The sequence below is a fragment of the Prevotella heparinolytica genome, assembly GCF_002998535.1.
Lineage (GTDB): Bacteria > Bacteroidota > Bacteroidia > Bacteroidales > Bacteroidaceae > Bacteroides > Bacteroides heparinolyticus.
In genome coordinates this window covers 1,052,703-1,079,626 of sequence record NZ_CP027234.1, presented here as the reverse complement: position 1 = coordinate 1,079,626, position 26,924 = coordinate 1,052,703, and the positions used below count along the sequence as shown (strand labels likewise).

Sequence of the window (26,924 nt, the reverse complement as noted above, 5' to 3'; positions counted from 1 at the left end):
GGTAGCTGTAAAGCGCTGACGAATCATATAAAGCTCCCCTTATCGGTTATTCCGGTGAGGGGATTTCTTTTTTAAAAAAAAGAATGAAGGTTTTATTATTCATTAGTTTTGTTATATCTTTGTGCAAAATGTAGAATAGTCCGAAAATTCCCGTGGGTGAATGATTTTCATTTTTATAACACGAAGATGTTCAGTGTTTTACGCTTGTACAAGCATCGCCTCACACTTGTACAAGTGTAAGCTTTCACTTGTACAAGCGTAAGCTTACACATGTAGGGGTGTAAATTGGGAAAGGAAGATGAACGGCATATGCTGTCCACGGGCTTTTCAAGCCGGCTCTGAAATGGAGTTGCATAAAACTTTTTTAGTATATGGGATTTTTTAGTTTTTTTTCCAAGGAGAAGAAAGAGACATTAGATAAGGGATTATCTAAGACCAAAGAGAGTGTGTTCGGTAAAATAGCACGTGCCATTGCAGGTAAATCGAGAGTAGATGATGAGGTGTTGGATAATCTGGAAGAAGTATTGATTACTTCAGACGTAGGTGTGGAAACAACTCTGAAAATCATCGAACGTATTGAAAAACGGGCTGCTGCCGAGAAGTATATGAATGCGCAGGAACTGAATGGGATTTTGCGCGATGAAATTGCAGCCTTGCTCACGGAGAATAACTCTGACGATGTAGATGACTTTGAGGCGCCGATTGCAAATAAACCATACGTAATTATGGTGGTAGGTGTCAATGGAGTAGGAAAGACCACGACCATCGGTAAGCTGGCATATCAAATTAAGAAAGCTGGCAAATCAGTGTATTTAGGTGCTGCCGACACTTTCCGCGCCGCTGCTGTTGAACAATTGGTGATTTGGGGCGAGCGGGTAGGAGTTCCGGTGGTGAAGCAAAAAATGGGTGCCGATCCCGCTTCTGTTGCTTTTGATACGTTAAACTCTGCCGTAGCCAACAACGCGGATGTGGTGATTATTGATACGGCCGGACGCCTTCATAACAAAGTGGGCTTGATGAATGAACTGACCAAGATAAAGAATGTGATGAAGAAAGTGGTTCCCGACGCGCCTAATGAAGTGTTGTTGGTGCTGGATGGCTCTACAGGGCAAAATGCCTTTGAGCAGGCCAAGCAGTTTACGCTGGCTACTGAAGTCACGGCAATGGCTGTCACCAAATTGGATGGGACTGCCAAAGGCGGGGTCGTCATCGGCATTTCCGATCAATTTAAAATACCGGTTAAATACATTGGTCTGGGTGAAGGCATGGAAGATTTGCAGGTGTTCCGTAAAGAAGAATTCGTAGCTTCATTATTTGGAGAAAATGCATGAGAAGAAAAACAGTTGATATCATAACATTAGGGTGTTCTAAAAATCTGGTGGATTCAGAGCATCTGATGCGCCAGTTGGAAGATGTAGGATTTGCTGTGACGCATGATGCCGAAGCTCCCAAAGGGCAAATAGCCGTAATAAATACCTGCGGTTTTATAGGAGATGCGAAGCAAGAATCCATTGATATGATTCTGGAGTTTGCACAAGCCAAGGAAGAAGGTGATTTGGAGAAGCTTTACGTGATGGGGTGTCTTTCGGAGCGTTACCTTAAAGAGCTGGCTGTAGAAATACCTCAGGTCGATAAATTTTACGGAAAGTTCAATTGGAAGGAACTGCTGCATGATTTGGGAAAGACCTATCGCGAAGAATTGCATATAGAGCGTACGTTGACAACCCCCAAACATTTTGCTTACCTGAAAATATCCGAAGGCTGCGACCGGAAGTGTTCTTATTGTGCCATTCCCATCATTACGGGGCGACATGTATCCCGTCCAATGGAGGAAATCTTGGATGAGGTGAAATACTTGGTAGCACGTGGCGTTAAAGAATTTCAGGTTATTGCACAAGAACTGACTTATTATGGTGTGGATTTGTATAAAAAGCAAATGTTGCCCGAGTTGATTGAGCAAATAGCAACCGTTCCCGGTGTGGAATGGGTACGTCTTCATTATGCCTATCCTGCGCACTTCCCTACAGAACTTTTTCGTGTGATGCGTGAGCATGACAATGTGTGTAAATATATGGATATAGCCTTGCAGCATATCAGTGACAATATGTTGCAGAGAATGTGTCGGCATGTAACGAAGGCCGAAACTTATGGGCTGATAGAACGGTTCCGCAAGGAGGTACCCGGCATTCATCTTCGCACAACGCTCATGGTGGGGCATCCGGGAGAAACGGAAGCCGATTTTGAAGAGTTGAAAGATTTTGTCCGTGAGATACGTTTCGACAGGATGGGCGCTTTTACTTATTCTGAAGAGGAAGGTACTCATGCTGCCACACAATATGAAGATACAATTCCGCAAGAGATGAAACAAGCACGTCTGGACGAACTGATGTCTATTCAGCAGACTATTTCAGGAGAGTTGAGTGCTGCGAAGGTAGGTCGGAAGATGAAGGTTATCATTGACCGCTTAGAAGGTGACTATTATATCGGCCGCACAGAGTTCGATTCTCCGGAAGTAGATCCGGAGGTGCTGATAGAGCGTGGAGAATCGAAGTTGAATATTGGTAACTTTTACCAAGTGGAGATCGTAAATTCCGATGATTTCGACCTTTATGGACGAATAATCTAACTATTTTTCTTGAGCATCTTGCATATATGGAGAGGATTTGCTAATATAGCAAAGTGTTTTATTTTAAAGCAGGCATTTTGAATAATAAAGAGTTTATTTCCGAATTATCACGCAGATTGGGGTACACTTTGAAGGATACTTCTGATTTGATTGCTTCATTGCTGTCGAACATGACAAGGCAATTGGAGGAAGGAAATGCTGTCTCTATACAGACGTTTGGAACATTCGAAGTAAAGAAGAAGGCAGAACGTATATCTGTCAATCCGAATACCAAACAACGTATGCTGGTACCTCCTAAATTAGTGTTGACCTATAAACCCAGTACGCTGTTAAAAGAAAAGTTTAAACAGTTGCCCTTTATTAATTCCGAGTTATGAATAAAAGACTGAATATACAGGACTTGATTGATATGCTTGCCGAAAAGCATGGTATGAGCAAGAAGCATGCCGATGGCTTTGTGAAAGAATTCTTTCAGCTGATAGAGGAAGCGTTGGAAACAGACAAATATGTGAAAATAAAAGGATTGGGTACTTTTAAACTGATAGGGGTAGGAAGCCGTGAGAGTGTCAATGTAAATACAGGAGAAAGGTTTGAAATTCAAGGTCATACTAAAGTTTCATTTACACCGGATTCAGCACTGAAGGATGTAGTAAACAAACCCTTTTCTCATTTTGAATCGGTGCCTCTGAATGATGAAATCGTCTTTGAAGATATGCCATTGGAGGATGAGAATGAGGAGGAAGCCGATGGGGCGGAAACTGACATGATTGAAGTGTCACAAGTTATTTCCACCCCTATGTTGGAAGATTTTGCTGAATCGGTTTCTGTATCTCCAGGAACAGTTATCACGCCTGAAGAGATAAATGATCTTGAGAAGGACATTCCTACCGGAGAAGCTAATATCCCTCAAATAGCTGCTGTAACAAATGAAGATGTTGTAACAGATAAGAAAGATGCCTCTGACGCTTCAACCATGAAATATTTCATTGGTATCGTTGTTTTGGTGATATTATTGTGTGGAGCTGCTGTAGTCTTCATATATCAGCCTGACCTACTTGATAAACTGGTGACTAAACCCTTGGTAGAGGAAAAAAAGAAGCCCCAAACAGATGATTCTGCCAATAAGAACAATGCAGCATTGCCTGACAGTATTACTCTAAGGGATTCTACTGAAGAGATAAGCCGAACGGATACTATAGAAATAGCTGTGGCTGCATCAACAGCGAATCCTGTTGCAAAAGAGGAGATAATATCGGAATCGGTTTCGGTAAAAGAAAAACCAAAGGCCTCCGTGCCTTTTGAGCCGGATTCCGTAGGCTATCAAATTGTTGGAACGGAAACCGTTTATACAGTCAAGGAAGGAGAAACATTGACCAAAATAGCATTGCGCTTTTATGGGACAAAAGCTCTTTGGCCTTATATCGTGAAGCATAATTCGGATGTAATCAAGAATCCGGATAATGTACCTTATGGTACTATTATCAAGATTCCCAAATTGGCTAAGAAGCAGTAAATGTACTGCTTCTTTTTTTGTTAAATACTAAACTCTATGAAAGTAGTTTAATCTAAAGGTTTCAAATCGTTTTTTAATAAATATTAGTTGGTATGGTTAATTTATTACTGTACTTTTGGGAGCGAATTTAAATACCGGTTTTAGAAACCGGATAAAAGGAAGAAGTTAAATACAAAAAATAATTTGATTTATGGCTGAAATAATTGACATTCGCGAATTGAATGAGCGGATTGAAAGACAAAGCGCTTTCGTTACCAATCTTACCACGGGCATGGACCAAGTCATCGTAGGACAAAAGCACTTGGTAGAGTCGTTGTTAATCGGGTTGTTGTCTGATGGACATGTATTGTTGGAAGGTGTGCCCGGTTTGGCAAAAACATTAGCAATCAAAACACTGGCATCGTTGATAGATGCTAAATACAGCCGTATTCAGTTTACGCCCGACTTGTTGCCGGCCGATGTTATAGGAACAATGGTCTACAGCCAGAAAGACGAAACCTTTCAAGTGAAGAAAGGTCCTGTTTTCGCCAATTTTGTATTAGCCGATGAAATAAACCGTGCTCCTGCCAAGGTGCAGAGTGCATTATTGGAAGCCATGCAGGAACGTCAGGTCACTATCGGTAAAGAGACTTTCGGCCTGCCCGAACCGTTCTTGGTACTGGCGACGCAAAACCCGATCGAACAAGAAGGTACTTATCCGCTGCCCGAAGCGCAAGTAGACCGTTTCATGTTGAAAGTAGTAATCGACTATCCGAAGCTGGAAGAAGAAAAACTGATTATCCGTCAAAACATCAATGGCGATAAATTTAGTGTAAAGCCGATTTTGAAAGCAGATGAGATTGTAGAGGTTCGTAAGGTTGTTCGCCAGGTTTATTTGGATGAGAAGATTGAAAAATATATTGTTGATATCGTATTTGCCACACGTTATCCTGAAAAATATGATTTGAAAGAGTTGAAAGGAATGATTGGTTTCGGAGGATCGCCTCGTGCCTCTATTAATTTGGCATTGGCAGCCCGTAGCTATGCGTTTATCAAGCGTCGCGGTTATGTGATTCCGGAAGATGTACGTGCCGTGGCACACGACGTATTGCGTCATCGTATCGGTTTGACGTATGAGGCGGAGGCCGATAATATGACCTCGGACGAAATCGTCAGCAGGATATTGAATAAGGTTGAAGTGCCTTGATGTACAGATGTGTAGCTTGAAAGTGCGGATGAAAAAGCAAGAACTTTCTTTCAGGAGGTTTCGAGTTTTTGGTTAATGAGATGTAGAAATCAATGGAGACAACAGAACTTTTAAAAAAAGTCCGTCAGATTGAAATAAAGACGCGCGGATTATCCAATAATATCTTTGCCGGACAATATCATTCGGCTTTTAAGGGTAGGGGAATGGCTTTTTCCGAAGTGCGTGAATATCAATTTGGTGATGATATACGCGACATTGATTGGAATGTTACCGCTCGTTTCAACAAGCCTTACGTAAAAGTGTTTGAAGAGGAGCGAGAACTGACGGTGATGTTGCTGGTCGATGTTTCCGGTAGTCTGGAATTCGGAACAGTAAAGCAGATGAAGAAGGATATGGTAACGGAGGTTGCCGCAACTCTTGCCTTTTCGGCCATCCAGAATAACGATAAAATCGGCGTTATCTTTTTTTCAGACCGGATAGAGAAGTTTATTCCTCCCAAGAAAGGACGTAAACATATACTATACATTATACGTGAGCTGCTGGATTTCCAGGCAGAAAGCCGCAGAACGAATATCCACCTCGGGTTGGAATATCTCACCAATGTGATGAAACGCCGCTGCACCGCTTTTATCCTATCGGATTTTATTGATGAGGAAAGTTTTCAAAACGCTATGACTATTGCCAACCGAAAGCACGATGTAGTGGCCATTCAGGTTTACGACCGACGTGTAGAAGAGTTGCCGGCAGTAGGTCTGATGAAAATCAAAGATGCTGAAACAGGGCATGAACAGTGGATCGATACATCTTCGCGTGCCGTTCGTCGTGCTCATCATGAATGGTGGAGTAACAAACAGGCGAAACTGAACGAAACGTTTACTAAAAGCAATGTTGATAATGTGTCGGTGCGTACTGATCAGGATTATGTCAAGGCTTTGATGAACTTGTTTGCTAAACGAAATTAATCGGAAAATGAAAAGATATTTATTTCTGATAACGTTGCTGATGGCATTGACCGGCAAGACGACAGCTCAGTCCGTGACGGTGGATGCTACGATTGACTCTTTGCAGATTCTTATCGGAGAACAAGCAAAGATAAAACTTCAAGTGTCTTTGGATGCCAACAAGCGCGCCATCTTTCCGGTGTACACCGATACGTTGGTAAGAGGAGTAGAGATTATTGATGTGGCCAAGCCGGACACACAGTTGCTGAATGGCGGTAAACGCGCATTGATTACCCAAGAGTATACGGTTACTTCGTTTGATTCTGCTCTCTATTACCTGCCTCCTATGGAAGTGACGGTAGATAACAAGAAATATGCTTCTAAAGCGTTGGCACTGAAAGTATATTCGGTGAATGTGCCTTTGGATGCGGAGAACCCGGAGCAATTTTTCGGGCCTAAGACCGTGATGCAACCATCTTTTGCTTGGGAAGATTGGTATGGATTTATAGTTTGTGCGCTGCTGATTATTCCGTTGAGTATATTGCTTGTTTATCTGATTAAACGTTTCTTCGACAATAAGCCTATTATCCGTAAAATAAAAGTAGAGCCGAAGTTGCCTCCCCATCAATTGGCTATGCAGGAAATGGAACGCATAAAAAATGAGAAAGTTTGGCAGAAAGGGGAATCGAAGGAGTACTATACGGAACTAACAGACGCTCTTCGTACATATATAAAGAATCGCTTTGGTTTCAATGCCTTAGAAATGACTTCTTCCGAAATTATAGATAAACTATTGGAAATGAAAGATAAAGAGGCTATATCCGATTTGCGTGATTTATTCCGGACAGCTGATTTGGTGAAATTTGCCAAGCATAATCCATTGATGAATGAGAATGATGCTAATTTGATTAATGCTATTGAATTCATAAATGAAACCAAGGAGAAAGAAGACGAAAATGCCAAACCACAGCCCACTGAGATAACCATCATTGAGAAACGTTCTTTGCGTACTAAAATAATGCTTGGTGTAGGTATTACGGCATTGGCTTCTGCAATAGTCGGTTCATTGATATATATAGGGTTGGAGTTGTACAATTATTTTGCTTAGCGGCTGAAAGAGCTTCAATCGTAAATTGTAAATGGTTAAAATAGTAAATGAATATGGTTTTTGCCAATATTGAATATTTGTTTTTGCTGCTGTTGCTTATACCTTATATAGTATGGTATATCATGAGACGGAAGAAAAATGAAGCCACGCTTCAGATTTCGGATGCTCGTGTATATGCCCATACTCCCAAAAGCTATAAGAACTATTTGCTGCATGTTCCGTTTATGCTACGCATCATAGCTTTGATATTGATTATTATAGTTTTGGCGCGCCCACAAACTACTGATAGCTGGCAAAACAGTGAGATTGAGGGAATTGATATAATGCTTGCTATGGATATCTCGACCAGTATGTTGGCCGAAGACCTGAAGCCAAACCGTCTGGAAGCGGCTAAAGATGTAGCGGCGGAGTTTATTAATGGCCGTCCGAATGATAATATCGGCATAACCTTATTTGCCGGAGAAAGTTTTACGCAGTGTCCGCTGACGGTAGACCATACGGTGTTGTTGAATCTGCTTAAAGACATGAAATGCGGGCTGATTGAAGATGGAACAGCTATAGGAATGGGAGTTGCCAATGCCGTTACCCGCTTAAAAGATAGCAAAGCTAAATCGAAAGTGATTATTCTGTTAACGGATGGTGTTAATAATAAAGGGGATATCTCTCCTTTGACGGCTGCAGAGATTGCCAAGAGCTTTGGTATTCGTGTTTATACTATTGGTGTGGGGAGCAACGGGATGGCACCATATCCTTATCCGGTAGGCGGAACCGTTCAGTATGTAAATATGCCGGTTGAAATTGACGAAAAGACCTTGACACAGATTGCCGGGACCACCGAGGGTAATTATTTTCGTGCAACCAGCAACTCGAAGCTGAAAGAAGTGTATGAAGAGATAGATAAATTGGAAAAAACAAAACTGAATGTAAAGGAATACAGTAAACGCAAGGAAGAGTTTCGCTGGTTTGCATTGGTAGCCTTCCTATGCATATTACTGGAAGTTTTGTTGCGTAATTCTATTTTGAAGAAGATTCCATAGTTTTTAGATATAAAGTGGTAAATAGTAAATCGTAAAATAGTAAATAAAGAAATGTTTCGATTTGAAGAACCTGCATATTTGTACATCTTGTTATTATTGCCTCTGCTGGCAGCTTTCTACTTGTACTCTAATTATCGAAGAAAGAGAGCCATTCGCCAGTTTGGTGATCCAGAGTTGATGGCACAATTGATGCCCGATGTCTCCAAGTATCGTCCGGATGTAAAGTTCTGGATGGTATTTGCTGCTATCGGATTGTTTGCTGTATTACTGGCTCGTCCGCAATTCGGTTCTAAACTGGAAACGGTGAAACGTCAGGGAGTGGAAGTCATGATTGCTTTAGATATCTCTAACTCCATGTTGGCACAAGATGTACAGCCAAGCCGTTTGCAGAAGGCGAAACGATTGGTGGCACAATTGGTCGATAAGATGCAGAATGATAAAGTAGGCATGATAGTCTTTGCCGGCGATGCTTTTACGCAGTTACCTATTACGAGCGATTACATTTCTGCCAAAATGTTTTTGGAATCCATAGATCCTTCATTAATATCCAAACAAGGAACGGCTATTGGAGCAGCTGTCAGTTTAGCTACTCGCAGTTTTACTCCACAAGAAGGAGTGGGACGAGCTATCATTGTGATTACCGATGGTGAAAATCATGAAGGTGGTGTGGTGGAAGCTGCAAAAGCTGCTGCGGAGAAGGGCATTCAGGTAAATGTATTGGGGGTAGGTATGCCCGAAGGTGCTCCGATTCCGATAGAAGGAACGAATGATTATCGTCGTGATAGGGATGGTAATGTCATTGTAACCCGCTTGAATGAACAAATGTGTCAGGAGATTGCCCAAGCGGGAAATGGTATATATGTACGTGTAGACAATACAAACGGAGCACAAAAGGCCATCAGTCGGGAACTTGATAAAATGGAGAAAGCAGATGTGGAAACGCAAGTCTATACGGAATTTAATGAGCAGTTTCAGGCAATAGCATGGATTATTTTATTATTGCTGTTGATTGAAATGCTGATATTGGAACGTAAGAATCCTTTGTTTCGCAATGTTCATTTATTCTCCAATAAGAAATGATGCGTATGTTACAGAAAAAGTATATCGGAATATTTTCCTTGTTGTTTTTGGCAGTCTCTGTTTCTGCCCAGAAAGCGGAACGAGACTTTATCCGTAAGGGAAACCGCTTTTTTAAAGATAGTATCTATGTGAATGCCGAAGTGAATTATCGGAAAGCTTTGGAGGTTAATCCTAAATCGACCGTTTCCATGTTCAATTTAGGGAACACGCTGGCTCATCAGAATAAACTCAAAGAAGCCATGGAGCAATATGTGACAGCTACTAAAATAGAAAAGGATAAGTCAAAATTATCACAGATTTATCATAATATGGGCGTTATATTCCATTCTCAGAAAGATTATGCTAAAGCAGTGGAAGCTTATAAGGAGTCTTTGCGCAACAACCCGAAAGATGATGAAACGCGTTATAATCTTGCATTGGCCCAGAAGATGCTGAATGATCAGCAGAATCAAAACCAAAATCAGAATCAGGATAAAAACGAACAACAGAAAGAACAGGAGAAACAAAAGCAGGATCAAAATCAAGATAAGAATCAAGAACAACAGCAGCAATCACCTGCAAAACCGGAGAAAAAAGAGAATGAGATGTCCAAGGAGAATGCCGAGCAGCTGTTGAACTCAATTATGCAGGATGAAAAGGATGTACAAGATAAGGTGAAAAAACAACAGGTCATTCAGGGTAGTCGCTTGGAAAAAGATTGGTAACAAATATTATGAAGAAATTCTATATGAGAAAAATTGTTTTCTTATGGATAATGCTGATAACAGTCAGCATGAAGCTTTTTGCTGATGGTAAAGTCTCATTTACTGCATCCGTCCCAGATGTAGTGGCAGTAGGAGACCAGTTCAGATTGTCGTATACAGTGACTACCCAGAAAGTAAGAGACTTTCGTGCTCCGTCCATGAAAGGATTTGATGTATTGATGGGACCCAGTCGTTCGGAACAAAGCAGTGTGCAAATAATTAATGGGCAGACAACTTCAACGAGCAGCATTACATTTACTTACATCTTGATGGCAACTTCGGAAGGAAACTTTTCCATTCCGGGTGCGACCATTATTGCTGACGGCAATCAATTGGTTTCAAACTCGGTACGTGTGAAAGTGATTCCGGCAGATCAGGCTGCTAACGGAGCTTCAGGAAATAATGGTAAACAAAGTGAAGGTACAGCCAGTCGTGCTTCTTCAAGTACATCGGTATCAAATACAGACTTGTTTATTACTGCCACTGCCAGTAAGACCACAGTATATGAGCAGGAAGCCTTCTTGCTGACATATAAAATATATACGCTGGTTGATTTGCGTATGTTCGACAACGTAAAACTTCCAGATTTTAAGGGATTCCATTCTCAGGAAGTGGAACTTCCAAATGACAGGAGATGGGGACTGGAACATTATAAAGGCCGGAACTATCAAACAACAATCTATCGCCAGTTCGTGTTGTTTCCGCAGCAATCAGGTAAACTGACGATAGATGCCGCCCGTTTCGATGCTTCCATAGCCAAGGCAACACAGGTATCCGATCCCTTTGAAGCGTTCTTCAATGGAGGAAGCAACTACGTGGAAGTTAAAAAAGCAATTCTGACTCCTCAAATGACGATTGATGTGAAACCGTTGCCAGCAGGTAAACCTACGGATTTTTCAGGAGGAGTGGGAGAGTTCAATATCACTTCTTCCATTAACAGTATAAATGTCAAAACAAATGATGCAGTCACGATGAAACTTGTTATCTCAGGTACGGGTAATCTGAAATTGTTGTCCAATCCGGAAATCAAATTTCCTGAGGATTTTGAAGTTTACGATCCGAAAGTTGACAATAAATTTCGCCTGACAAATTCAGGACTTTCCGGTAGTAAAGTGATTGAATACTTGGCCATTCCGCGTAATGCCGGAACATATAAGATTCCTGTCGTAACATTCAGCTATTTTGATATTAATACTCGTTCATATAAGACTTTGAGAACAGAAGAGTATGTACTTCATGTGGAAAAAGGTGCCGGCAACGCAGAACAAACTATTGCTAATTTCACAAATAAAGAAGACCTGAAAGTGCTGAATGAAGATATTCGCTTTATTAAACAGAATGATGTTCATTTGTCTCAAAGAGGCGATTTCTTTTTTGGTTCCTTGATATATTGGTTGTTCTATTTGGTGCCGAGTATTGCATTTATTGTGTTCTTTATTGTGTATCGTAAACAGATAGCTGCTAATGCCAATGTTGCGGGTATGCGTACAAAAAAAGCCAATAAAGTTGCTGTAAAACGAATGAAGCAGGCTGGTAAATTACTGACTGATAATAAAAAAGATGCATTCTATGATGAAGTACTGAAAGCTCTTTGGGGCTATATCAGTGACAAACTGAATATTCCGGTGTCTCGCTTGTCTAAAGACAATATCGAAGAGGAACTGCGCAATTATGGTGTCGATGATGTCCTGATAAAGGAGTTTTTGGAGACACTGAACGAATGTGAGTTTGCCCACTTCGCTCCAGGCGACGACAATCAAGCTATGGATAAGGTTTATTCGGCTTCACTGAAACTTATCAGTAAAATGGAAAACTCAATTAAACGTTAATCGGGAGGATATGATAATGAACAAGATATTATTTTTAGCTCTTAGTTGTGTTATAACATTGGCTACTTATGGCCAGAATCTAGCAAAAGATACATTGCAAGTTCCCAATGATTCCCTTTCAGTCGATTCTCATGCTGATTTTTCAGCTAAAAAACAAGGAGGCGATGTTACAAAGCTCCAAGGAGATAGTGCTTATATGCGAAATGATTATGTTTCTGCCATTCAAATTTATGAAAACCTATTGAAGAAGGGGGAAGCGGCCGAAGTATACTATAATCTTGGGAACAGTTATTATAAGACGGATGATATAGCCAAAGCTATTTTGAATTACGAACGTGCTTTGTTGTTGCAGCCCGGAAATGCGGATATTCAGGCCAATCTGGAGATAGCGCGTGCAAAGACAGTTGATAAGATTGTTCCGGTTCCGGAAATATTTTTTGTGATGTGGACTAAATCATTGATAAATATGCTTAATGTAGATGCATGGGCCAAATTAGGAATTATGTTTTTTATATTGTTACTTGTATCATGTTCTCTTTTCTTTTTCTCAAAGCAGATTATTGTGAAAAAAGTGACTTTCTTTGCTGGATGTGTTTGGTTGGTGCTGGTTATTTTGAGCAATGTCTTTGCAGCGCAACAGAAACATCAATTGACTGAGCGTAACGATGCTATTGTATTGGTACCCAGCGTCACGGTGCGTAGTACACCTAGTGAAAGTGGTGTGGGATTATTTATTCTTCATGAAGGGTGCAAGGTTGAAATAAAGGATAATTCCATGCGCGAATGGAAAGAAATTCGTTTGGAAGATGGTAAAGTCGGGTGGGTGCCTAATATTACAATAGAAGGGATTTAATTGTTCTTTTTTCATTTTCCATCTTTTCTGATTGCTCTCTAAGATAAAAAGCTGATGTTGTCAACCAGCGAAGTATGATATTCTCTTCTTAGGAACTGATCGCTTTTTGAAAAAAGATAAGGAAATAATTTGTTTTATCTTTTTTTTTCCTTAAGTTTATAGCGTAATAATAAAAGAGTAAAAGAATATTAACCATTAAATTTATCAATATGAGAACAATAACATTTAATGAATTACGTAAAATTAAGGACTCATTACCCACCGGAAGCATGCATAGAATCGCTGATGAATTAGGACTGAATGTTGATACAGTAAGAAATTTTTTCGGCGGACATAATTTTAAAGAAGGGAAAAGTGTTGGAATTCACTTGGAGCCTGGGCCGGATGGCGGATTAGTTATGATTGATGACACTACAGTATTGGAACGTGCTTTAAAAATATTGGATGAAATGGCTGATAAAGCTACAGAGCCCATTCAAGTCTAAGAAAGAAGTATATAATCCCAATTGCTAAAACAGTTGGGATTTCTTATTTGTCAAAGAAGAAAAAACATCAACGGGTTAATCTGATTACCCTCTTAAAAACAATAAGGTATGGAAGATAAATTAGTAACATTAGCCATTCTGACCTACGTCAAAGCTCAGATTCTAAAGAATGTACTTGAAAATGAGGGTATAGAAACCTATATCCACAATGTAAATCAAATACAACCGGTCGTTTCTTCAGGTGTTCGTGTACGCATCAAAGAGAGTGACTTACCTCATGCCTTGAGAATCACAGAAAGTTCATCATGGTTATCAGAAGAAGTAGTAGGGGGAAAGACCCCTAAAATAGAGAAAAATAATAATAAAGTATTGATTCCGGTAGACTTCTCTGGTTATTCTTTAAAAGCATGCGAGTTTGGCTTTAACCTAGCTCAGAATATAGATGCTGAAGCCGTGTTGTTGCATGTCTATTTTACTCCGATATATGCAACATCTCTACCTTACGGAGATATTTTTAACTATCAGCTAAGCGATGAAGAAAATGTGAGAAATATCTTGCAGAAAGTTCATGCCGATTTAAAAGCATTGTCTGCTAAAGTGAAAGAGAAAGTTATTTCCGGAGAATTTCCTGATATCAAGTACTCCTGCGTTTTACGTGAAGGCATTCCGGAGGAAGAAATATTACGATATGTTAAAGAATACAGACCACGTATTATCGTTATGGGTACTCGTGGCAAAAATCAGAAAGATTTTGATTTGATTGGCAGCGTGACGGCTGAAGTCATTGAACGTAGTCATATACCCGTCTTTGCCATTCCTGAAAATATTCCATTCAAACGATTTACTGAAGCTAAGCGAATTGCTTTTATTACTAATTTTGATCAACGAGATTTAATAGTTCTTGATTCCTTTATTAATTATTTGAAACCATTTAATGTTTCTATATCTTTGATTCATCTTTCGGAAGTGCAAGATGCTTGGACTGAAATTAAACTGGCAGGAATTAAGGAATATTTTCAAAAACAATATCCACAACAAGAATTTCACTATGACATTGTAACAAATGATGATTTACTTAGTCACTTAGAGCATTATATAAGGAACAATCATATTGATATTATCACATTGACTTCCTATAAAAGAAATATATTTTCTCGCTTATTTAATCCTGGTATTGCCAGAAAAATGATTTTTCATTCTGATACGCCATTATTGGTTGTATATGGCCAGATCTAAATACAAATTTGCTTCTTTTGTAATCAACGTTATGTTTAATATGTGGCAATGAAGAGACTATCCGACTTTTTGGACAGTCCCTTTTGTTGTATTATTCACTCTCTTTCTTTCCGTTGAAAACACGGTTTCGAGAGAACATTCCCACTTTCATCTTACAAATTATCAAGCAATAAAAGCAAATGCTTCGCTTAATTCAAGTAAGCAGAAAGTTCCGAAGCAGAGATGTTTTTGGCAATAATCACACCATTATCATCCAATAAATAGCTGGTAAATCCACGGCTTATACGATATTTTTTGAAAAGGCCGGAAGATTCGCCTTTAGTTTCCACGAGACAAGTGGGCGTAGCTATTTGATCCTTACGAATGGTTTCTTCAAAGATTGAACGATATTCGTCGAATGAGACAGAAACCATTTCTACATTATTTCGGGAAGCAGAGCGGAGCGCATTGCTTAAACTTACGTTTTGCATCCGGGATTGCGCATCATAGCTTGCCCAAAAACAGAGCAACACATACTTGCCTTTCAAGTCTGAAAGGTCGATTTGCGATTGCCCAGCCGACATGGATTGGATTTTAAAATCCGGGGCCATGTCACCCACATTCAAACCTCCGGTAGATTTGTCTTTTTCTACAAAAGAAGTCAAGGAACTTATCAGTAATACAACAAAAATCCATTTTACATATTTCATGTAACGCGGTTTTGGTTAGTACTATCCGGGCCTGCCCTTCAACAGCGATTTCTTCCCGGAACATAGTTTTCTTTGAACTTTCAATAATGAAAAATCATTGATATTCAAAGCCTTTTATTCAGAAATCAGGTGCAAAGGTAAGTAAATATTAAACAAACCTCCAAATAAACAACTAAAAAACTTGCTTTTAATATCCATCTTTTTATGAAGTGATTTAAACTAATTGATCAAATGATAAACAGCGTACTAATAGCTAAAATTGTTATATTATGGGTGAGCAAACTCATTCATAACAACATCCCCATGTACGCTTTGTTGGACAAAGATACAATAAAAAGTGAAATATTGCCTCATTTATGTGTGGGCAAACGTGGTTTCGTAACTCAAAGAAGTCTTGTTGAAATCGTAAATGCCATTCTTTATAAACTGAAAACAGGGTGTCAGTGGAAATATTTACCTGTAGATTCCCTGTTCAGTGACAAGGTTCTGACCTATGGTGCGGTATTCCATCATTATAACAAATGGAGTAAAAAAGGTGAATGGAAGTCTCTTTGGCTTCATCTTTTGAATAAGCACCGTACAAAGTTTGATATGTCAAGTGTAGACCTTGACGGAAGTCATACGGTAGCTATGCGTGGTGGAGAGGAGGTTGGTTATCAGGGTAGAAAAAAGCGCAAGACAACCAACGCTCTTTATATTACAGACCGGCAAGGCATACCGGTTATCATGTCTTCTCCTAAAAGCGGCGAACATCATGATACTCATGACATAAAAAACGTAATCCGCTCCATGATGCATGACCTTGGGATTGCAAAAGTCAGAACAGATGGTCTTTTCTTGAATGCGGATGCCGGATTTGACTGTAAAGCTCTTCGAAGTGTACTTGGCTGTCATGGAGTAGTCTCCAATATCTGCATCAATAAAAGAAACGGGACTCCCAATAATACCGTTGTGGACGAACTGTTGTATGCTGAACGTTATGCCATTGAGAGGACCAATGCATGGATGGACAGTTACAGAACTATTTTAAATCGATTTGAAACAACGGTTAGGAATTGCGAATCATGGAACTATATTGCATTTATGGTAATTCTGCTAAGGAAATATTTGAGAAAAAGAAAAGTTTAAATCACTTCAATGTTATTTAGCATAGATAGCAAAAAAAATACCTACTTTTGTAACCTATTAGATTATCAAAAAGATGTGGCCTATGCAACAATTGAACACTGAACTCATCCTGATTCGTATTACAGGGGAAGATCGTCCCGGTTTGACAGCCTCTGTCACAGAAATTCTGGCTAAATATGATGCTACTATTTTAGATATAGGACAAGCAGATATTCATAATACTCTTTCACTGGGAATCCTATGTAAGACAGAGGAGCAACACTCAGGTTTCATTATGAAAGAGTTGCTTTTTAAAGCTTCGTCTTTGGGAGTAACTGTTCGTTTCTATCCCATTACAGTAAAAGAGTATGAAAACTGGGTGAGCATGCAAGGTAAGAATCGTTATATTCTTACATTGTTGGGACGTAAGTTATCAGCTCGTCAAATCGCCACAGTGACTCGCATTCTGGCAGAGCAAGGCATGAATATTGATGCCATCAAGCGACTTACAGGGCGCATCCCTTTGAATGAATATGAGTCCCGTACACGGGCATGCATTGAATTCTCGGTACGAGGCACGCCGAAAGACCGCATTGCCATGCAGGAAGAACTGATGAAATTGGCGGCGGATTTAGAAATGGATTTCTCTTTTCAATTAGATAATATGTATCGCCGGATGCGGCGCTTGATATGTTTTGATATGGATTCTACTCTGATAGAGACCGAAGTTATTGACGAACTTGCCATACGTGCGGGAGTGGGCGAACAGGTAAAAGCCATTACCGAGCGTGCCATGCGCGGTGAAATTGACTTCATAGAAAGTTTCCGCGAGCGAGTGGCTCTGTTGAAAGGTTTAGATGTGTCTGTGATGCAAGATATTGCAGAAAGTCTACCTATCACAGAGGGAGTGGATCGTTTAATGTATGTGTTGAAAAAATATGGCTACAAGATAGCTATCCTTTCAGGAGGTTTCACTTACTTTGGACAATATCTTCAAAAGAAGTATGGAATAGATTATGTGTATGCCAATGAACTGGAAATAGAAAATGGAAAGTTGACCGGCCGCTATTTGGGAGATGTGGTAGATGGCAAACGAAAAGCCGAACTGTTGCGTCTGATAGCTCAAGTTGAGAAAGTAGATATTGCTCAAACCATTGCCGTGGGTGATGGAGCCAATGATTTACCAATGCTTGGCGTTGCAGGTCTGGGAATTGCTTTCCACGCAAAACCCAAAGTGGTGGCCAATGCCAAGCAGTCAATTAATACGATTGGCTTGGACGGAGTTCTTTATTTCTTAGGATTTAAGGATTCGTATATTGACCTTCCTCAATAACATAACCAAAATCTTTCGATACAGTTGAAATTAATAGAACTCCTTACAGAACTTATTTTACGTAAGATCCTATTTTAGAAGTCTTTTTTCTATCTTTGTCTCAAAAGCATAAATAAGCTCAAATTAAAAGATATACATGAATTTTGCCGAACTGAATTTAAATGACAATGTACTCGATGCGTTGGATGCCATGCGTTTTGAAGAGTGCACGCCTATACAAGAAACATCTATTCCGGTCATACTCGAAGGACGGGATTTGATAGCGGTAGCACAAACCGGAACCGGAAAAACCGCTGCGTATTTATTGCCTGTACTGAATAAACTTTCAGAAGGTGGCCATCCGGCAGATGCCATTAATTGTATTGTCATGGCTCCCACACGCGAATTAGCTCAACAAATAGATCAGCAGATGGAAGGCTTTTCTTATTTCATGCCGGTATCCAGCGTGGCCGTATATGGTGGTAACGACGGTATTTTGTTTGAGCAGCAGAAAAAAGGGCTGATTTTAGGTGCTGATGTTGTCATTGCTACTCCCGGTCGTCTGATCGCTCATCTCAGCTTGGGGTATGTTGACCTTTCCCGCGTCTCTTATTTTATTTTGGACGAAGCGGACCGTATGCTTGATATGGGATTCTATGATGATATCATGCAGATAGTCAAATATCTTCCCAAAGGGCGTCAAACAATAATGTTCTCTGCCACTATGCCGGCCAAGATTCAACAGCTGGCCAGCAATATACTCAATAATCCGGTGGAGGTTAAACTTGCTGTTTCAAAGCCGGCAGAGAAAATTGTGCAAGCTGCTTATGTTTGTTATGAAAATCAGAAGTTGGGGATTATCCGTAATTTGTTTGCCGAAGAAACGCCGGAGCGCGTCATCATTTTTGCTTCCTCCAAATTGAAAGTGAAAGAGGTGACTAAAGCTTTGAAGCAAATGAAACTGAATGTCGGTGAGATGCACTCTGATCTGGAGCAAGCACAGCGTGAGGCCGTGATGTATGAGTTCAAGGCCGGGCGCATCAATATCTTGGTGGCTACGGATATTGTGGCGAGAGGCATTGATATTGATGATATTCGTTTGGTGATAAACTATGATGTTCCTCATGACAGTGAAGATTATGTGCACCGCATCGGTCGTACAGCCCGTGCAAACAATGACGGTGTAGCCATCACTTTTGTATCTGAAAAAGAGCAAGGGAGTTTTAAGGCCATTGAGCGTTTTCTGGAAAAAGATATTTATAAGATACCGATTCCAGAGGAACTTGGAGAAGCTCCTGAATATAATCCAAAGTCGTTTGGTGGAAATAAACGGGGAAATGATGGTCGTAAACCGAGAAACAGGAACAACCGGAATAGGCAAAACAATAAGCCTAAACGTTCATAAAAGTAGAAAGAATAAGAGATAAGTATAAAAAGGCAGTATCCATAATTTTGTGTAAATAGAAACGGGATTCAGTTATAAGTTCTCTTATAGGTAGTGTAAGTTGAACTGTGTCAAGACCATTTCTCTTATTACATTAACCTCAGATGGGAGACACGATTTCCAATCGTGTTTTCCAGATGAGGGGCCTTTCCGCCTGCAAAGTTACATGATTTCATACCTGTCTCCAAATTTTATGGCCAATTGTTGTGAGATGAGTGCCCAGTTTGCCAGTGGCATAGTCCATTTCTCGGCACTATAAAATAAGCCAATGCCTCTTATCATCTATCATTGGCTTCCAATTTCCCCATTTTGTAGGTTCCTTTTCTCATCACTTTTCCATTCTTGTCAGTCTCAACAAAAGGGCCGTGTTTTTTCCCTTGCTTGAAAAAGCCTTCATAGCGATTTCCGTTTTTATCTTCTAAAACACCATTACCCTCTTCCATGCCGTTCACAAAACTGCCTTTATACTTTGTTCCATCGGTCTGTATCAAGATGCCTCGGCCATTGAATTTATTATCTTTCCATTCACCTTCGTACGAATCGCCCACATTCCATTTGTAGATACCATATCCGTTACGTTGGTTATCTTTCCATTCGCCTTCATACACGGCACCATTGTGCCACGTAAAAGTACCACGACCTTCTTGCTTACCGTCTTTGAAATTACCTACATACTTATCGCCATTGGCATGATAATAAATACCTTCACCAGTGCGCTCACCCTGAACATACGAACCTTCGTAACGGTCACCCGTATGGAAGAAATAGAGACCTTTACCATGCTGCATGTCATCCAGCCAGCCTCCCACGTATTTATCTCCATTGGCATACTCAAAAGTTCCTTTGCCATCGCGAACATCCTTTTTCCACAGACCTTCGTATTTGGAACCATCGTTCCAAGTCAGCGTTCCTTTACCGTCCTTCTTATCGTTTTTCCACAGACCGATATATTTAGAGCCGTTTTTCCATGTATATGTACCTACTCCTTCTCGTTTGTCATTCACCCAATCGCCTTCATAACGGTCGCCGTTATAATAATACATCACTCCCTTGCCATGTTGATAATCTTGATACCACATACCATCATAGCGATTGTTATTCATGAAGTAGTAGATACCTTTACCATGTTGTTGATCCTGAAACCATTGTCCTTCGTATTTTTCGCCGTCCGGAAAAATATAGATTCCATATCCTTCCCGTTTGCCTTTCACATATTCGCCTTCGTATATATCCCCGTTTTTAAAGACGGTCTTACCTTTTCCATTGGGTTTACGACCTTTCATTTCACCGGTATATATAGCTCCGTTTTCCTTAAAAGTATAAGTTCCTATGGTAATTTCGGATGAAAAAGTAGTTTTCACCTTATTCAAGAAAGTTCCTTTTTTTTCTTGAGCCACGATATTGGCTTGGCATAATAAAGTCAGAATGAGTATTGTATATAGATATTTCATGGATTAAAAACTAAGTATTATGCACAAAGATAAGGTTTATCTCTTTACATAAGGCGTAGCTTTCCGTTTTTTATGACATTTTTTTGCCGGATACCACTTCTTTTAATGTCTCTTTGCAAAAATAACATTCGGCAAGTTTACGGATTTCTTGGGGTGTGACGGTTTTTACCACATTCAGAATATCAGCAAAGTAGGTATCCTGCAAGCCGGATACTTGTACAAAAATCCATGCATCCGCCAAAGAAAAAGGTGACTCATAGCTACGGCAAATCTCTCCCAACATATAGTTCTTCACTATGCCGAGTTCTTCGTCGGATACCGGTTCATTCTGAAGCCGTTCCATCTCGTAATAGACTTCCCCGATAAGAGGCTCCACATATTCGTTGGCAGTTTCAGCGTTAATAACCAGTACTCCCTGCCCGGGATAGGACATGAGACCGGCCGAAATGTTGTAAGTATATCCCTTTTCCTCTCGGATATTGGACATCAGACGACTGCCGAAGTATCCTCCGAAAAGCGTCACCAGCACACGTGTTTTCAAATAATCGGGATGGCTATAATCCAAAGAGAGCATGCCCATGTGGACAGCACTTTGCAGGGCTTCGGGACGCTCTATGAAGACGCGCTTTTCGGACAGAGTGGCAGGAGAAAACTCTTTCTTATCAGGTTTGCGGAAATCCTTGCCGAAAGACTCATTGCCAAACACCTTCTCTATTCTGCATAGATTCTCGTCCGTCACTCTTCCCGAAAGATAAATGCTACAATTGCCGGAATGATAATGACGATTGTAAAACTCGCGCAAAACATCGGGGGTGATGTGCCGATAATCGACTTCCCGAACCAACCGTCCGCAGGGATGCTGCTCACCATACAAGGCGCTCATCAATCCACGATGCGCAAGAAAATCCACTTTGGACGAATTGACGAGGAATTGCTGGATATTGCTATCTACAATTACATTCAATTCTTTTTCCGGAAACGTCGGTTCTTTTATAATAGATTCCAGTACATCCAGTGTCTCAGCAAAATATTTGTTCAATGAATAGAGTGTGACATACGTATATTCCGAAGCACTGGAAAGTTCCAACCAAGCCCCATAGTAATCCAACTTTTCCGCTATCTCGGCAGTAGTGTAGCGTTTGGTTCCTTCACGTAGCATGCGGTTTGTGAACAACGATTGCAAAGGGCAGGTCTGCTGCCAGCGCCCTCCCCCCATTAATAAATCTACGCGCATCACGTCGTTGTCACCGACATTGAGTATATTCAAGGGAATGCCGTTAGGCAACAATACAAATTCCGGCTTTTGTACGGCCAGTTGTTCCGGCTCTATGACGGCAGGACGATTCGTTCGGTTCAGCATGCTATTCCGATAAGTTTATAAACTACAACTTTCAAGGAATCTCTCAGCGCGTTCCAAGTCCTGTGGAGTATCTATGCCTATGGTCTCCACTTCGGTGATGCCCGCCTTGATGCTGTATCCATTTTCCAGCCAGCGCAGTTGTTCCAACGATTCAGCCAATTCGAGCGAAGATTGGGGAAGTGACGTTATCTCCTTCAATACCTCTGCACGATAGGCGTACAGGCCGATGTGTTTATAATAAACATGATTCTTCAACCAATCTTTCTTGTCGGCATTGCGCTGATAAGGAATAATGGAGCGACTGAAATAGAGAGCCTTCATGTTCCGGTCGAGTACGACCTTCGGAGAGTTTACGTTTTCCAAAGCCTCGAAATCATTGTCGGCAGTGAAGGGTTTCACCAAGGTGGCTATCTGGGTGGAAGGAGTGTCGAAACAGGCTTTGATTACTTGCAATTGAGAAGCTTGAATGAAAGGTTCATCACCCTGAATGTTCACAATGACATCATAGTTTCCTCCTATCCGGGTATAGGCTTCATAACATCGGTCGGTACCGCTCTTGTGACGGACGGAAGTCATAACAACCTTTCCGCCAAAAGCCTTTACGGTATTCTCTATTCGCTCGTCGTCCGTAGCCACATAGGCATCGTCCAATATACCGGCCACTTGTTCATAAACTCGTTGTATCACAGTTTTTCCACCCAACATAGCCAAAGGCTTGGCCGGGAAACGCGTAGATGCGTAGCGGGCGGGAATAATTCCTAAAAACTTCATTTCAAATTTTATTTTTATCTTCGTCTGCTTCGGTTCGGTGGATGAAAAGCACGACGTTTATTCTTTAATAGCGGCCAGAGGATAGTTGTTCCAAACCGTGCACGATGTAATCTCGTTTCAAATCTTCCGGCTTATAGGCTGTGTCGTCGCAAGAAAGCAAATCAATATCCAGTCTGATAATCTCCAATTTCTTTTCTTCAGGTTTTCTGCCGGCTTCACGCTCTATGGCTTTCAGTCGCAAGAGGATTTCCGCAGGTTGCTGTTCCGAGGAAAAACGTGCCACCTGATTGGAAAACAGAGCAGGACGATGAAAAAGCAAGGGGGATGTCTCCTCCTCTTTTGAGAAACATATTCCCGGAAAAAGCTCGATCAGGCGTCGGCGCGCCAAAGCCATGTTCTCTTTCCGTTGCTCGTTACTGCCAATGCTGATTGTGTAAACCATCTGCTAATTAAATAATTCATCAAGCCCCTCTATCGGTTCTTCCGGATTGCCTCCTTCATGCAGGTTGCCATCGTCTTTACACGGGTCATAACCTTCGGGTAACTGAAATGTCTCCTTTTCATCGTAACCTAAGGATTTATCTCCCAAAACTTTCACCATGTATTTGCTCCAGATAGGCAATGCCATCGAAGCTCCCTGCCCGTGCAACATGGTGTCGAAGTGGATATCACGATCCTCACCGCCTACCCAGCAACCTGATACGAGCGAGGGGGTGAATCCCATGAACCAACCGTCGGCATTGTAATTGGTAGTTCCCGTTTTGCCTCCCATATCTGCTTTTATACCGAGGCGACGTACACGCCCTCCGGTGCCTTCGTTGATTACGGAGCGCAGCATGACCAGCATCTTGTATGCACTGGATGCACTAATGACCTCCTGCATTTCGGGAGTAAAAGTAGCCAGCACATTGCCTTCATTATCTTCAATGCGAGTAACAAACAAAGGGGCTACCCGAATACCTTTATTGGGAAATGCCGTATAGGCACTGACCATTTCGCCTACGGAGATTTCGCACGGGCCGAGACACAAGGAGACGGAAGGCACGATATCGCGATTGCGCACGCCGAAAGTATGTATCAGACGTTTCAGGTTGTATGGGTTCAACTTGCCCATCAGGTAGGCCGTAATCCAGTTGTCCGAGTTTGCCAACCCCCACTTCACCGTCACCATTTCGCCATACCGTTTTTTATTGGTATTGCGCGGTGTCCATGCCCTCCCGTTCTCGTCAAGCAGCGTGTATTCCACATGGCGCACTTCATCGCAAGGAGAAAACCCGTTTTCCATGGCCAGCGTATAGAGAAAAGGTTTGACGGTAGAGCCTACCTGACGACGCCCCACCATTGCCATATCATACTGAAAATAATGATAATTAGGGCCGCCTACGTATGCCTTCACATATCCGTTACGCGGATCCATAGACATAAAGCCGGCGCGAAGGAAGAATTTATAATAGCGTATGGAGTCCATCGGCGTCATGACGGTATCTTTCCCTCCCTGCCAACTGAACACCGTCATTTCTTCGGGCGTGTTGAAAGCCTTCTTTATTTCGGCTTCGGAAGCCCCGTTCTTCTTCATGATGCGATAGCGGTCGGACTGCCGCATGGCGCGTCCCAGCATTTCGTCTACTTGCTGTTGGGTGACCCGGAAAGTGTAGGGAGCTTTCTTAGCGCCTTTCTTCTCCTTGAAGAAATGACCTTGCAACTCTTTCAGGTGCTCCGTCACGGCTTCTTCGGCATATTGCTGCATACGCGAGTCGATGGTGGTGTAAATTTTCAGTCCGTCGGTATATAGGTTGTACTTCGAGCCGTCTTTCTTGGTGTTCTTCTCGCACCATCCATACAGAGGATTATTCTCCCAATCCAACGAGTCTTCGTAGAATTTCTGCATCTGCCATCCGCGATAGTCGCTCTTGTCCGGCTTCTTGGCAGTGAGCACTCCGCGCAGGTATTCGCGAAAGTAAGTGGCAAGTCCTTCCTTATGGTCTACCCGGTTATACTTCAACTTCAAGGGCAAAGTCTGCAAAGAATCGCATTCGGCCTGAGTAATATATCCGGCTTTACGCATCTGGTCGAGCACCACATTGCGCCGTCCGCGCGAACGTTCGTTGTAGCGAATGGGATTGTAAAGCGACGGATTCTTGCACATGCCCACCAAGGTGGCAGCTTCCTCCGGCCTCAGGTCTTTCGGCTCACACCCGAAATAGGTAAAGGCGGCCGTCTTGACACCTACCGCATTGTTCAGAAAATCGAATTTATTGAGATACATTGTCAGTATTTCCTCTTTGGTATAGTAGCGCTCCAACTTCACGGCAATCACCCACTCTATGGGTTTCTGAAACAGGCGTTCCATAATATTCCCCGCACTGGGCGAGTAGAGTTGTTTGGACAACTGCTGGGTGATGGTACTTCCTCCGCCGGCATTTTTCTGCATCAGTATTCCCCGCTTCACCAAAGCACGGACCAAAGCGATGGCATCGATGCCCGAATGGTCGGCAAAACGCACGTCTTCCGTGGCAATCAAGGCATTGATGATGTGCGGTGACAAATCGGCATACCCTACAAATACGCGGTTCTCCTTACTGTATGAATATGTACCCAGCACTTTCCCGTCATCCGATAGGACTTCTGTGGCAAACTTATAGTTAGGATTCTCCAAATCTTCAACCGGCGGCATATAGCCTATCCAACCTTTTGCTATGGAAAAGAATATCAATACGCATACAAGAGCTGTCAGTGCAATGAAAATCCATAGGATTTTGACTACTTTCTTTATCATGTTGAGTTCTTAAAATCAAAGTTAAATAATAGGGCAAAGGTAGGAAAATATATTGGATACACCCATGTTTTCGCTTATCTTTTTCGGATAAACAGGTTTCCGAACACTTGCAGAAGCATAGCATTACACTTGTCAAAATGAGAGGCTGTGTTTACAGAGGTTTAACACGGTCTTTTCCGAAGTGCGGGATTACCTTTTCCGAAGTGCGGGAATATCTCCCATAAAGTGTGGGCATACATCTGCTGAAGTGCGGGCATACGCCTGCTCAAGTGTGGGCATACATCCGCTCAAGTGTGGGCATATGCCCGCTGAGGTGTGGGCTTGGAAATTCCATTAAAAAACTTCCCTACATATTTCCACAGCACGCAGATTTTACTTAACTTTACACTCTCGAAAAATATAAATGAATATCAACGATATGGAAAACAGAAGTTTAGTCACCATTGCCGAACACAGTAAGGAAAAAATCCTCTACATGCTCGAAATGGCGAAAGAGTTTGAGGCCCATCCCAACCGGCGTCTACTGGAAGGGAAAGTAGTAGCCACCCTATTTTTCGAGCCTTCCACCCGCACCCGCCTGAGTTTTGAGACGGCGGCAAACCGTCTCGGAGCACGTGTTATCGGCTTTTCCGACCCCAAAGCCACCAGTTCATCCAAAGGCGAAACACTGAAAGACACCATCAAAATGGTGAGCAACTATGCCGACATCATTGTGATGCGCCACCATCTCGAAGGTGCCGCGCGCTATGCCAGCGAAGTCACTGCCGTGCCCATAGTCAATGCCGGAGACGGTGCCAATCAACATCCCTCGCAAACCATGCTCGACCTCTATTCCATCCACAAGACGCAAGGCACGCTGGAAAACCTGAACATCTTTCTGGTGGGGGATTTGAAATACGGCCGCACCGTTCACTCACTGTTAATGGCAATGCGCCACTTCAATCCCACGTTCCATCTCATTGCTCCCGAAGAGCTGAGAATGCCCGAAGAATACAAAATCTATTGTCGGGAACACAACATAAAATATGTGGAACACACCGATTTTACGGAAGAAACCATCGCCGACGCCGACATCCTGTACATGACACGCGTCCAACGCGAACGCTTCACCGACCTGATGGAATATGAACGTGTGAAGAATGTCTATATCCTGCGCAACAAAATGCTGGAGCACACCCGCCCAAACCTGCGCATCCTACACCCCCTGCCCCGTGTCAACGAAATAGCCTACGATGTGGACGACAACCCCAAAGCCTACTATTTTCAGCAGGCACAAAACGGACTGTATGCACGCGAAGCCATCCTGTGCGATGTACTGGGCATCACGTTGGAGCAAGTCAAGGATTTCGCCAAATAATAATTCGTAAATCGTCAAAA

At 41.8% G+C, this 26,924-nt stretch carries 24 protein-coding genes; 18 read left to right on the top strand and 6 right to left on the bottom strand.

Translation table 11 applies throughout. The features are described 5' to 3' along the window. The first annotated feature begins 371 nt into the window (after window positions 1-371). From ftsY to C3V43_RS04425, 14 genes are all read left to right on the top strand, one after another. Window positions 372-1,331: a signal recognition particle-docking protein FtsY gene (gene ftsY, locus C3V43_RS04490; RefSeq protein WP_106068777.1), complete on the top strand. Its 960-nt coding sequence runs from the start codon at window positions 372-374 to the stop codon at window positions 1,329-1,331. Then, on the top strand, window positions 1,328-2,626 hold the full coding sequence (rimO, locus tag C3V43_RS04485) for a 30S ribosomal protein S12 methylthiotransferase RimO (RefSeq protein WP_106068776.1): 1,299 nt from the start codon (window positions 1,328-1,330) through the stop codon (window positions 2,624-2,626). The genes ftsY and rimO overlap by 4 nt, the downstream gene beginning before the upstream one ends. 77 nt (window positions 2,627-2,703) lie before the next feature. Further along, the gene (locus C3V43_RS04480) at window positions 2,704-3,003 is read left to right on the top strand and encodes an HU family DNA-binding protein (protein WP_106070463.1); all 300 of its coding nucleotides are present in this window, start codon (window positions 2,704-2,706) and stop codon (window positions 3,001-3,003) included. Then, complete coding sequence (locus tag C3V43_RS04475; RefSeq protein ID WP_106068775.1) at window positions 3,000-4,139, top strand: HU family DNA-binding protein; 1,140 nt, start codon at window positions 3,000-3,002, stop codon at window positions 4,137-4,139. The genes C3V43_RS04480 and C3V43_RS04475 overlap by 4 nt, the downstream gene beginning before the upstream one ends. Before the next feature lie 190 nt (window positions 4,140-4,329). Then, complete coding sequence (locus C3V43_RS04470; RefSeq protein ID WP_106068774.1) at window positions 4,330-5,325, top strand: AAA family ATPase; 996 nt, start codon at window positions 4,330-4,332, stop codon at window positions 5,323-5,325. 92 nt (window positions 5,326-5,417) lie between these two features. Further along, a complete protein-coding gene (locus tag C3V43_RS04465; RefSeq protein ID WP_106068773.1) occupies window positions 5,418-6,287 on the top strand; it encodes a DUF58 domain-containing protein in 870 nt (289 codons plus the stop codon). Between the two features lie 7 nt (window positions 6,288-6,294). Next, window positions 6,295-7,374, top strand: a complete 1,080-nt coding sequence (locus C3V43_RS04460) for a BatD family protein (protein WP_106068772.1) — start codon at window positions 6,295-6,297, stop codon at window positions 7,372-7,374. A gap of 53 nt (window positions 7,375-7,427) precedes the next feature. Beyond that, window positions 7,428-8,411, top strand: coding sequence for a vWA domain-containing protein (locus C3V43_RS04455; RefSeq protein ID WP_106070462.1), 984 nt, complete (start codon window positions 7,428-7,430; stop codon window positions 8,409-8,411). Between the two features lie 51 nt (window positions 8,412-8,462). Further along, window positions 8,463-9,491, top strand: coding sequence for a VWA domain-containing protein (locus C3V43_RS04450; RefSeq protein ID WP_106068771.1), 1,029 nt, complete (start codon window positions 8,463-8,465; stop codon window positions 9,489-9,491). Next, window positions 9,488-10,195, top strand: a complete 708-nt coding sequence (locus tag C3V43_RS04445; protein ID WP_106068770.1) for a tetratricopeptide repeat protein — start codon at window positions 9,488-9,490, stop codon at window positions 10,193-10,195. Before C3V43_RS04450 ends, C3V43_RS04445 begins: the two co-directional genes overlap by 4 nt. A gap of 23 nt (window positions 10,196-10,218) precedes the next feature. Then, on the top strand, window positions 10,219-12,063 hold the full coding sequence (locus C3V43_RS04440) for a BatD family protein (RefSeq protein WP_106070461.1): 1,845 nt from the start codon (window positions 10,219-10,221) through the stop codon (window positions 12,061-12,063). 10 nt (window positions 12,064-12,073) lie between these two features. Then, complete coding sequence (locus C3V43_RS04435) at window positions 12,074-12,916, top strand: tetratricopeptide repeat protein (RefSeq protein ID WP_106068769.1); 843 nt, start codon at window positions 12,074-12,076, stop codon at window positions 12,914-12,916. A 209-nt stretch (window positions 12,917-13,125) separates the two neighbouring features. Then, window positions 13,126-13,401, top strand: a complete 276-nt coding sequence (locus C3V43_RS04430; RefSeq protein ID WP_106068768.1) for a DNA-binding protein — start codon at window positions 13,126-13,128, stop codon at window positions 13,399-13,401. A 108-nt stretch (window positions 13,402-13,509) separates the two neighbouring features. Further along, the gene (locus C3V43_RS04425) at window positions 13,510-14,637 is read left to right on the top strand and encodes a universal stress protein (RefSeq protein ID WP_106068767.1); all 1,128 of its coding nucleotides are present in this window, start codon (window positions 13,510-13,512) and stop codon (window positions 14,635-14,637) included. Between the two features lie 188 nt (window positions 14,638-14,825). Here C3V43_RS04425 and C3V43_RS04420 read toward each other — a convergent pair whose 3' ends face one another. Beyond that, a complete protein-coding gene (locus tag C3V43_RS04420; RefSeq protein ID WP_106068766.1) occupies window positions 14,826-15,326 on the bottom strand; it encodes a peroxiredoxin family protein in 501 nt (166 codons plus the stop codon). A gap of 231 nt (window positions 15,327-15,557) precedes the next feature. On the opposite strand from C3V43_RS04420, the gene C3V43_RS04410 reads away from it, so the two are divergent. The 3 genes from C3V43_RS04410 to C3V43_RS04400 all read left to right on the top strand — a co-directional run bounded on the left by C3V43_RS04410 (window position 15,558) and on the right by C3V43_RS04400 (window position 19,150). Further along, window positions 15,558-16,454, top strand: coding sequence for an IS5 family transposase (locus tag C3V43_RS04410; RefSeq protein WP_106068765.1), 897 nt, complete (start codon window positions 15,558-15,560; stop codon window positions 16,452-16,454). A gap of 82 nt (window positions 16,455-16,536) precedes the next feature. After that, a complete protein-coding gene (serB, locus tag C3V43_RS04405; RefSeq protein WP_106068764.1) occupies window positions 16,537-17,766 on the top strand; it encodes a phosphoserine phosphatase SerB in 1,230 nt (409 codons plus the stop codon). 136 nt (window positions 17,767-17,902) lie between these two features. After that, window positions 17,903-19,150, top strand: coding sequence for a DEAD/DEAH box helicase (locus tag C3V43_RS04400; protein WP_106068763.1), 1,248 nt, complete (start codon window positions 17,903-17,905; stop codon window positions 19,148-19,150). Window positions 19,151-19,467: 317 nt separating this feature from the next. Here the strand turns inward: C3V43_RS04400 and C3V43_RS04395 are convergent, their stop codons facing one another. The 5 genes from C3V43_RS04395 to C3V43_RS04375 all read right to left on the bottom strand — a co-directional run bounded on the left by C3V43_RS04395 (window position 19,468) and on the right by C3V43_RS04375 (window position 25,547). Then, window positions 19,468-20,640 carry an MORN repeat-containing protein gene (locus C3V43_RS04395; RefSeq protein WP_106068762.1) on the bottom strand — a complete coding sequence of 391 codons (1,173 nt, stop codon included), beginning with the start codon at window positions 20,638-20,640 and terminating at the stop codon, window positions 19,468-19,470. Window positions 20,641-20,710: 70 nt separating this feature from the next. Beyond that, a complete protein-coding gene (locus C3V43_RS04390; RefSeq protein WP_106068761.1) occupies window positions 20,711-22,000 on the bottom strand; it encodes a M16 family metallopeptidase in 1,290 nt (429 codons plus the stop codon). Window positions 22,001-22,015: 15 nt separating this feature from the next. Beyond that, the gene (kdsB, locus tag C3V43_RS04385; RefSeq protein WP_106068760.1) at window positions 22,016-22,771 is read right to left on the bottom strand and encodes a 3-deoxy-manno-octulosonate cytidylyltransferase; all 756 of its coding nucleotides are present in this window, start codon (window positions 22,769-22,771) and stop codon (window positions 22,016-22,018) included. A 64-nt stretch (window positions 22,772-22,835) separates the two neighbouring features. Next, complete coding sequence (locus C3V43_RS04380) at window positions 22,836-23,213, bottom strand: 2-amino-4-hydroxy-6-hydroxymethyldihydropteridine diphosphokinase (protein ID WP_106068759.1); 378 nt, start codon at window positions 23,211-23,213, stop codon at window positions 22,836-22,838. Between the two features lie 3 nt (window positions 23,214-23,216). After that, entirely contained in the window at window positions 23,217-25,547 is a 2,331-nt protein-coding gene (locus C3V43_RS04375; protein WP_106068758.1) for a transglycosylase domain-containing protein, read from the bottom strand. Window positions 25,548-25,965: 418 nt separating this feature from the next. Here C3V43_RS04375 and pyrB point away from each other — a divergent pair, with 418 nt between their 5' ends. Beyond that, on the top strand, window positions 25,966-26,904 hold the full coding sequence (gene pyrB, locus C3V43_RS04370; RefSeq protein ID WP_106070460.1) for an aspartate carbamoyltransferase: 939 nt from the start codon (window positions 25,966-25,968) through the stop codon (window positions 26,902-26,904). Window positions 26,905-26,924: the final 20 nt, after the last annotated feature.

Bases quoted from the DNA above. Each gene is read 5' to 3' on its own strand.
- C3V43_RS04375 (WP_106068758.1), bottom strand. From the start codon at position 25,547: ATGATAAAGAAAGTAGTCAAAATCCTATGGATTTTCATTGCACTGACA.
- serB (WP_106068764.1), top strand. From the start codon at position 16,537: ATGCAACAATTGAACACTGAACTCATCCTGATTCGTATTACAGGGGAA.
- C3V43_RS04470 (WP_106068774.1), top strand. From the start codon at position 4,330: ATGGCTGAAATAATTGACATTCGCGAATTGAATGAGCGGATTGAAAGA.
- C3V43_RS04430 (WP_106068768.1), top strand. From the start codon at position 13,126: ATGAGAACAATAACATTTAATGAATTACGTAAAATTAAGGACTCATTA.
- kdsB (WP_106068760.1), bottom strand. From the start codon at position 22,771: ATGAAGTTTTTAGGAATTATTCCCGCCCGCTACGCATCTACGCGTTTC.
- ftsY (WP_106068777.1), top strand. From the start codon at position 372: ATGGGATTTTTTAGTTTTTTTTCCAAGGAGAAGAAAGAGACATTAGAT.
- C3V43_RS04460 (WP_106068772.1), top strand. From the start codon at position 6,295: ATGAAAAGATATTTATTTCTGATAACGTTGCTGATGGCATTGACCGGC.
- C3V43_RS04465 (WP_106068773.1), top strand. From the start codon at position 5,418: ATGGAGACAACAGAACTTTTAAAAAAAGTCCGTCAGATTGAAATAAAG.
- C3V43_RS04380 (WP_106068759.1), bottom strand. From the start codon at position 23,213: ATGGTTTACACAATCAGCATTGGCAGTAACGAGCAACGGAAAGAGAAC.
- C3V43_RS04445 (WP_106068770.1), top strand. From the start codon at position 9,488: ATGATGCGTATGTTACAGAAAAAGTATATCGGAATATTTTCCTTGTTG.
- C3V43_RS04420 (WP_106068766.1), bottom strand. From the start codon at position 15,326: ATGAAATATGTAAAATGGATTTTTGTTGTATTACTGATAAGTTCCTTG.
- C3V43_RS04455 (WP_106070462.1), top strand. From the start codon at position 7,428: ATGGTTTTTGCCAATATTGAATATTTGTTTTTGCTGCTGTTGCTTATA.
- C3V43_RS04440 (WP_106070461.1), top strand. From the start codon at position 10,219: ATGAGAAAAATTGTTTTCTTATGGATAATGCTGATAACAGTCAGCATG.
- C3V43_RS04400 (WP_106068763.1), top strand. From the start codon at position 17,903: ATGAATTTTGCCGAACTGAATTTAAATGACAATGTACTCGATGCGTTG.
- C3V43_RS04425 (WP_106068767.1), top strand. From the start codon at position 13,510: ATGGAAGATAAATTAGTAACATTAGCCATTCTGACCTACGTCAAAGCT.
- C3V43_RS04410 (WP_106068765.1), top strand. From the start codon at position 15,558: ATGATAAACAGCGTACTAATAGCTAAAATTGTTATATTATGGGTGAGC.
- rimO (WP_106068776.1), top strand. From the start codon at position 1,328: ATGAGAAGAAAAACAGTTGATATCATAACATTAGGGTGTTCTAAAAAT.
- C3V43_RS04435 (WP_106068769.1), top strand. From the start codon at position 12,074: ATGATAATGAACAAGATATTATTTTTAGCTCTTAGTTGTGTTATAACA.
- C3V43_RS04450 (WP_106068771.1), top strand. From the start codon at position 8,463: ATGTTTCGATTTGAAGAACCTGCATATTTGTACATCTTGTTATTATTG.
- C3V43_RS04475 (WP_106068775.1), top strand. From the start codon at position 3,000: ATGAATAAAAGACTGAATATACAGGACTTGATTGATATGCTTGCCGAA.
- pyrB (WP_106070460.1), top strand. From the start codon at position 25,966: ATGGAAAACAGAAGTTTAGTCACCATTGCCGAACACAGTAAGGAAAAA.
- C3V43_RS04395 (WP_106068762.1), bottom strand. From the start codon at position 20,640: ATGAAATATCTATATACAATACTCATTCTGACTTTATTATGCCAAGCC.
- C3V43_RS04390 (WP_106068761.1), bottom strand. From the start codon at position 22,000: ATGCTGAACCGAACGAATCGTCCTGCCGTCATAGAGCCGGAACAACTG.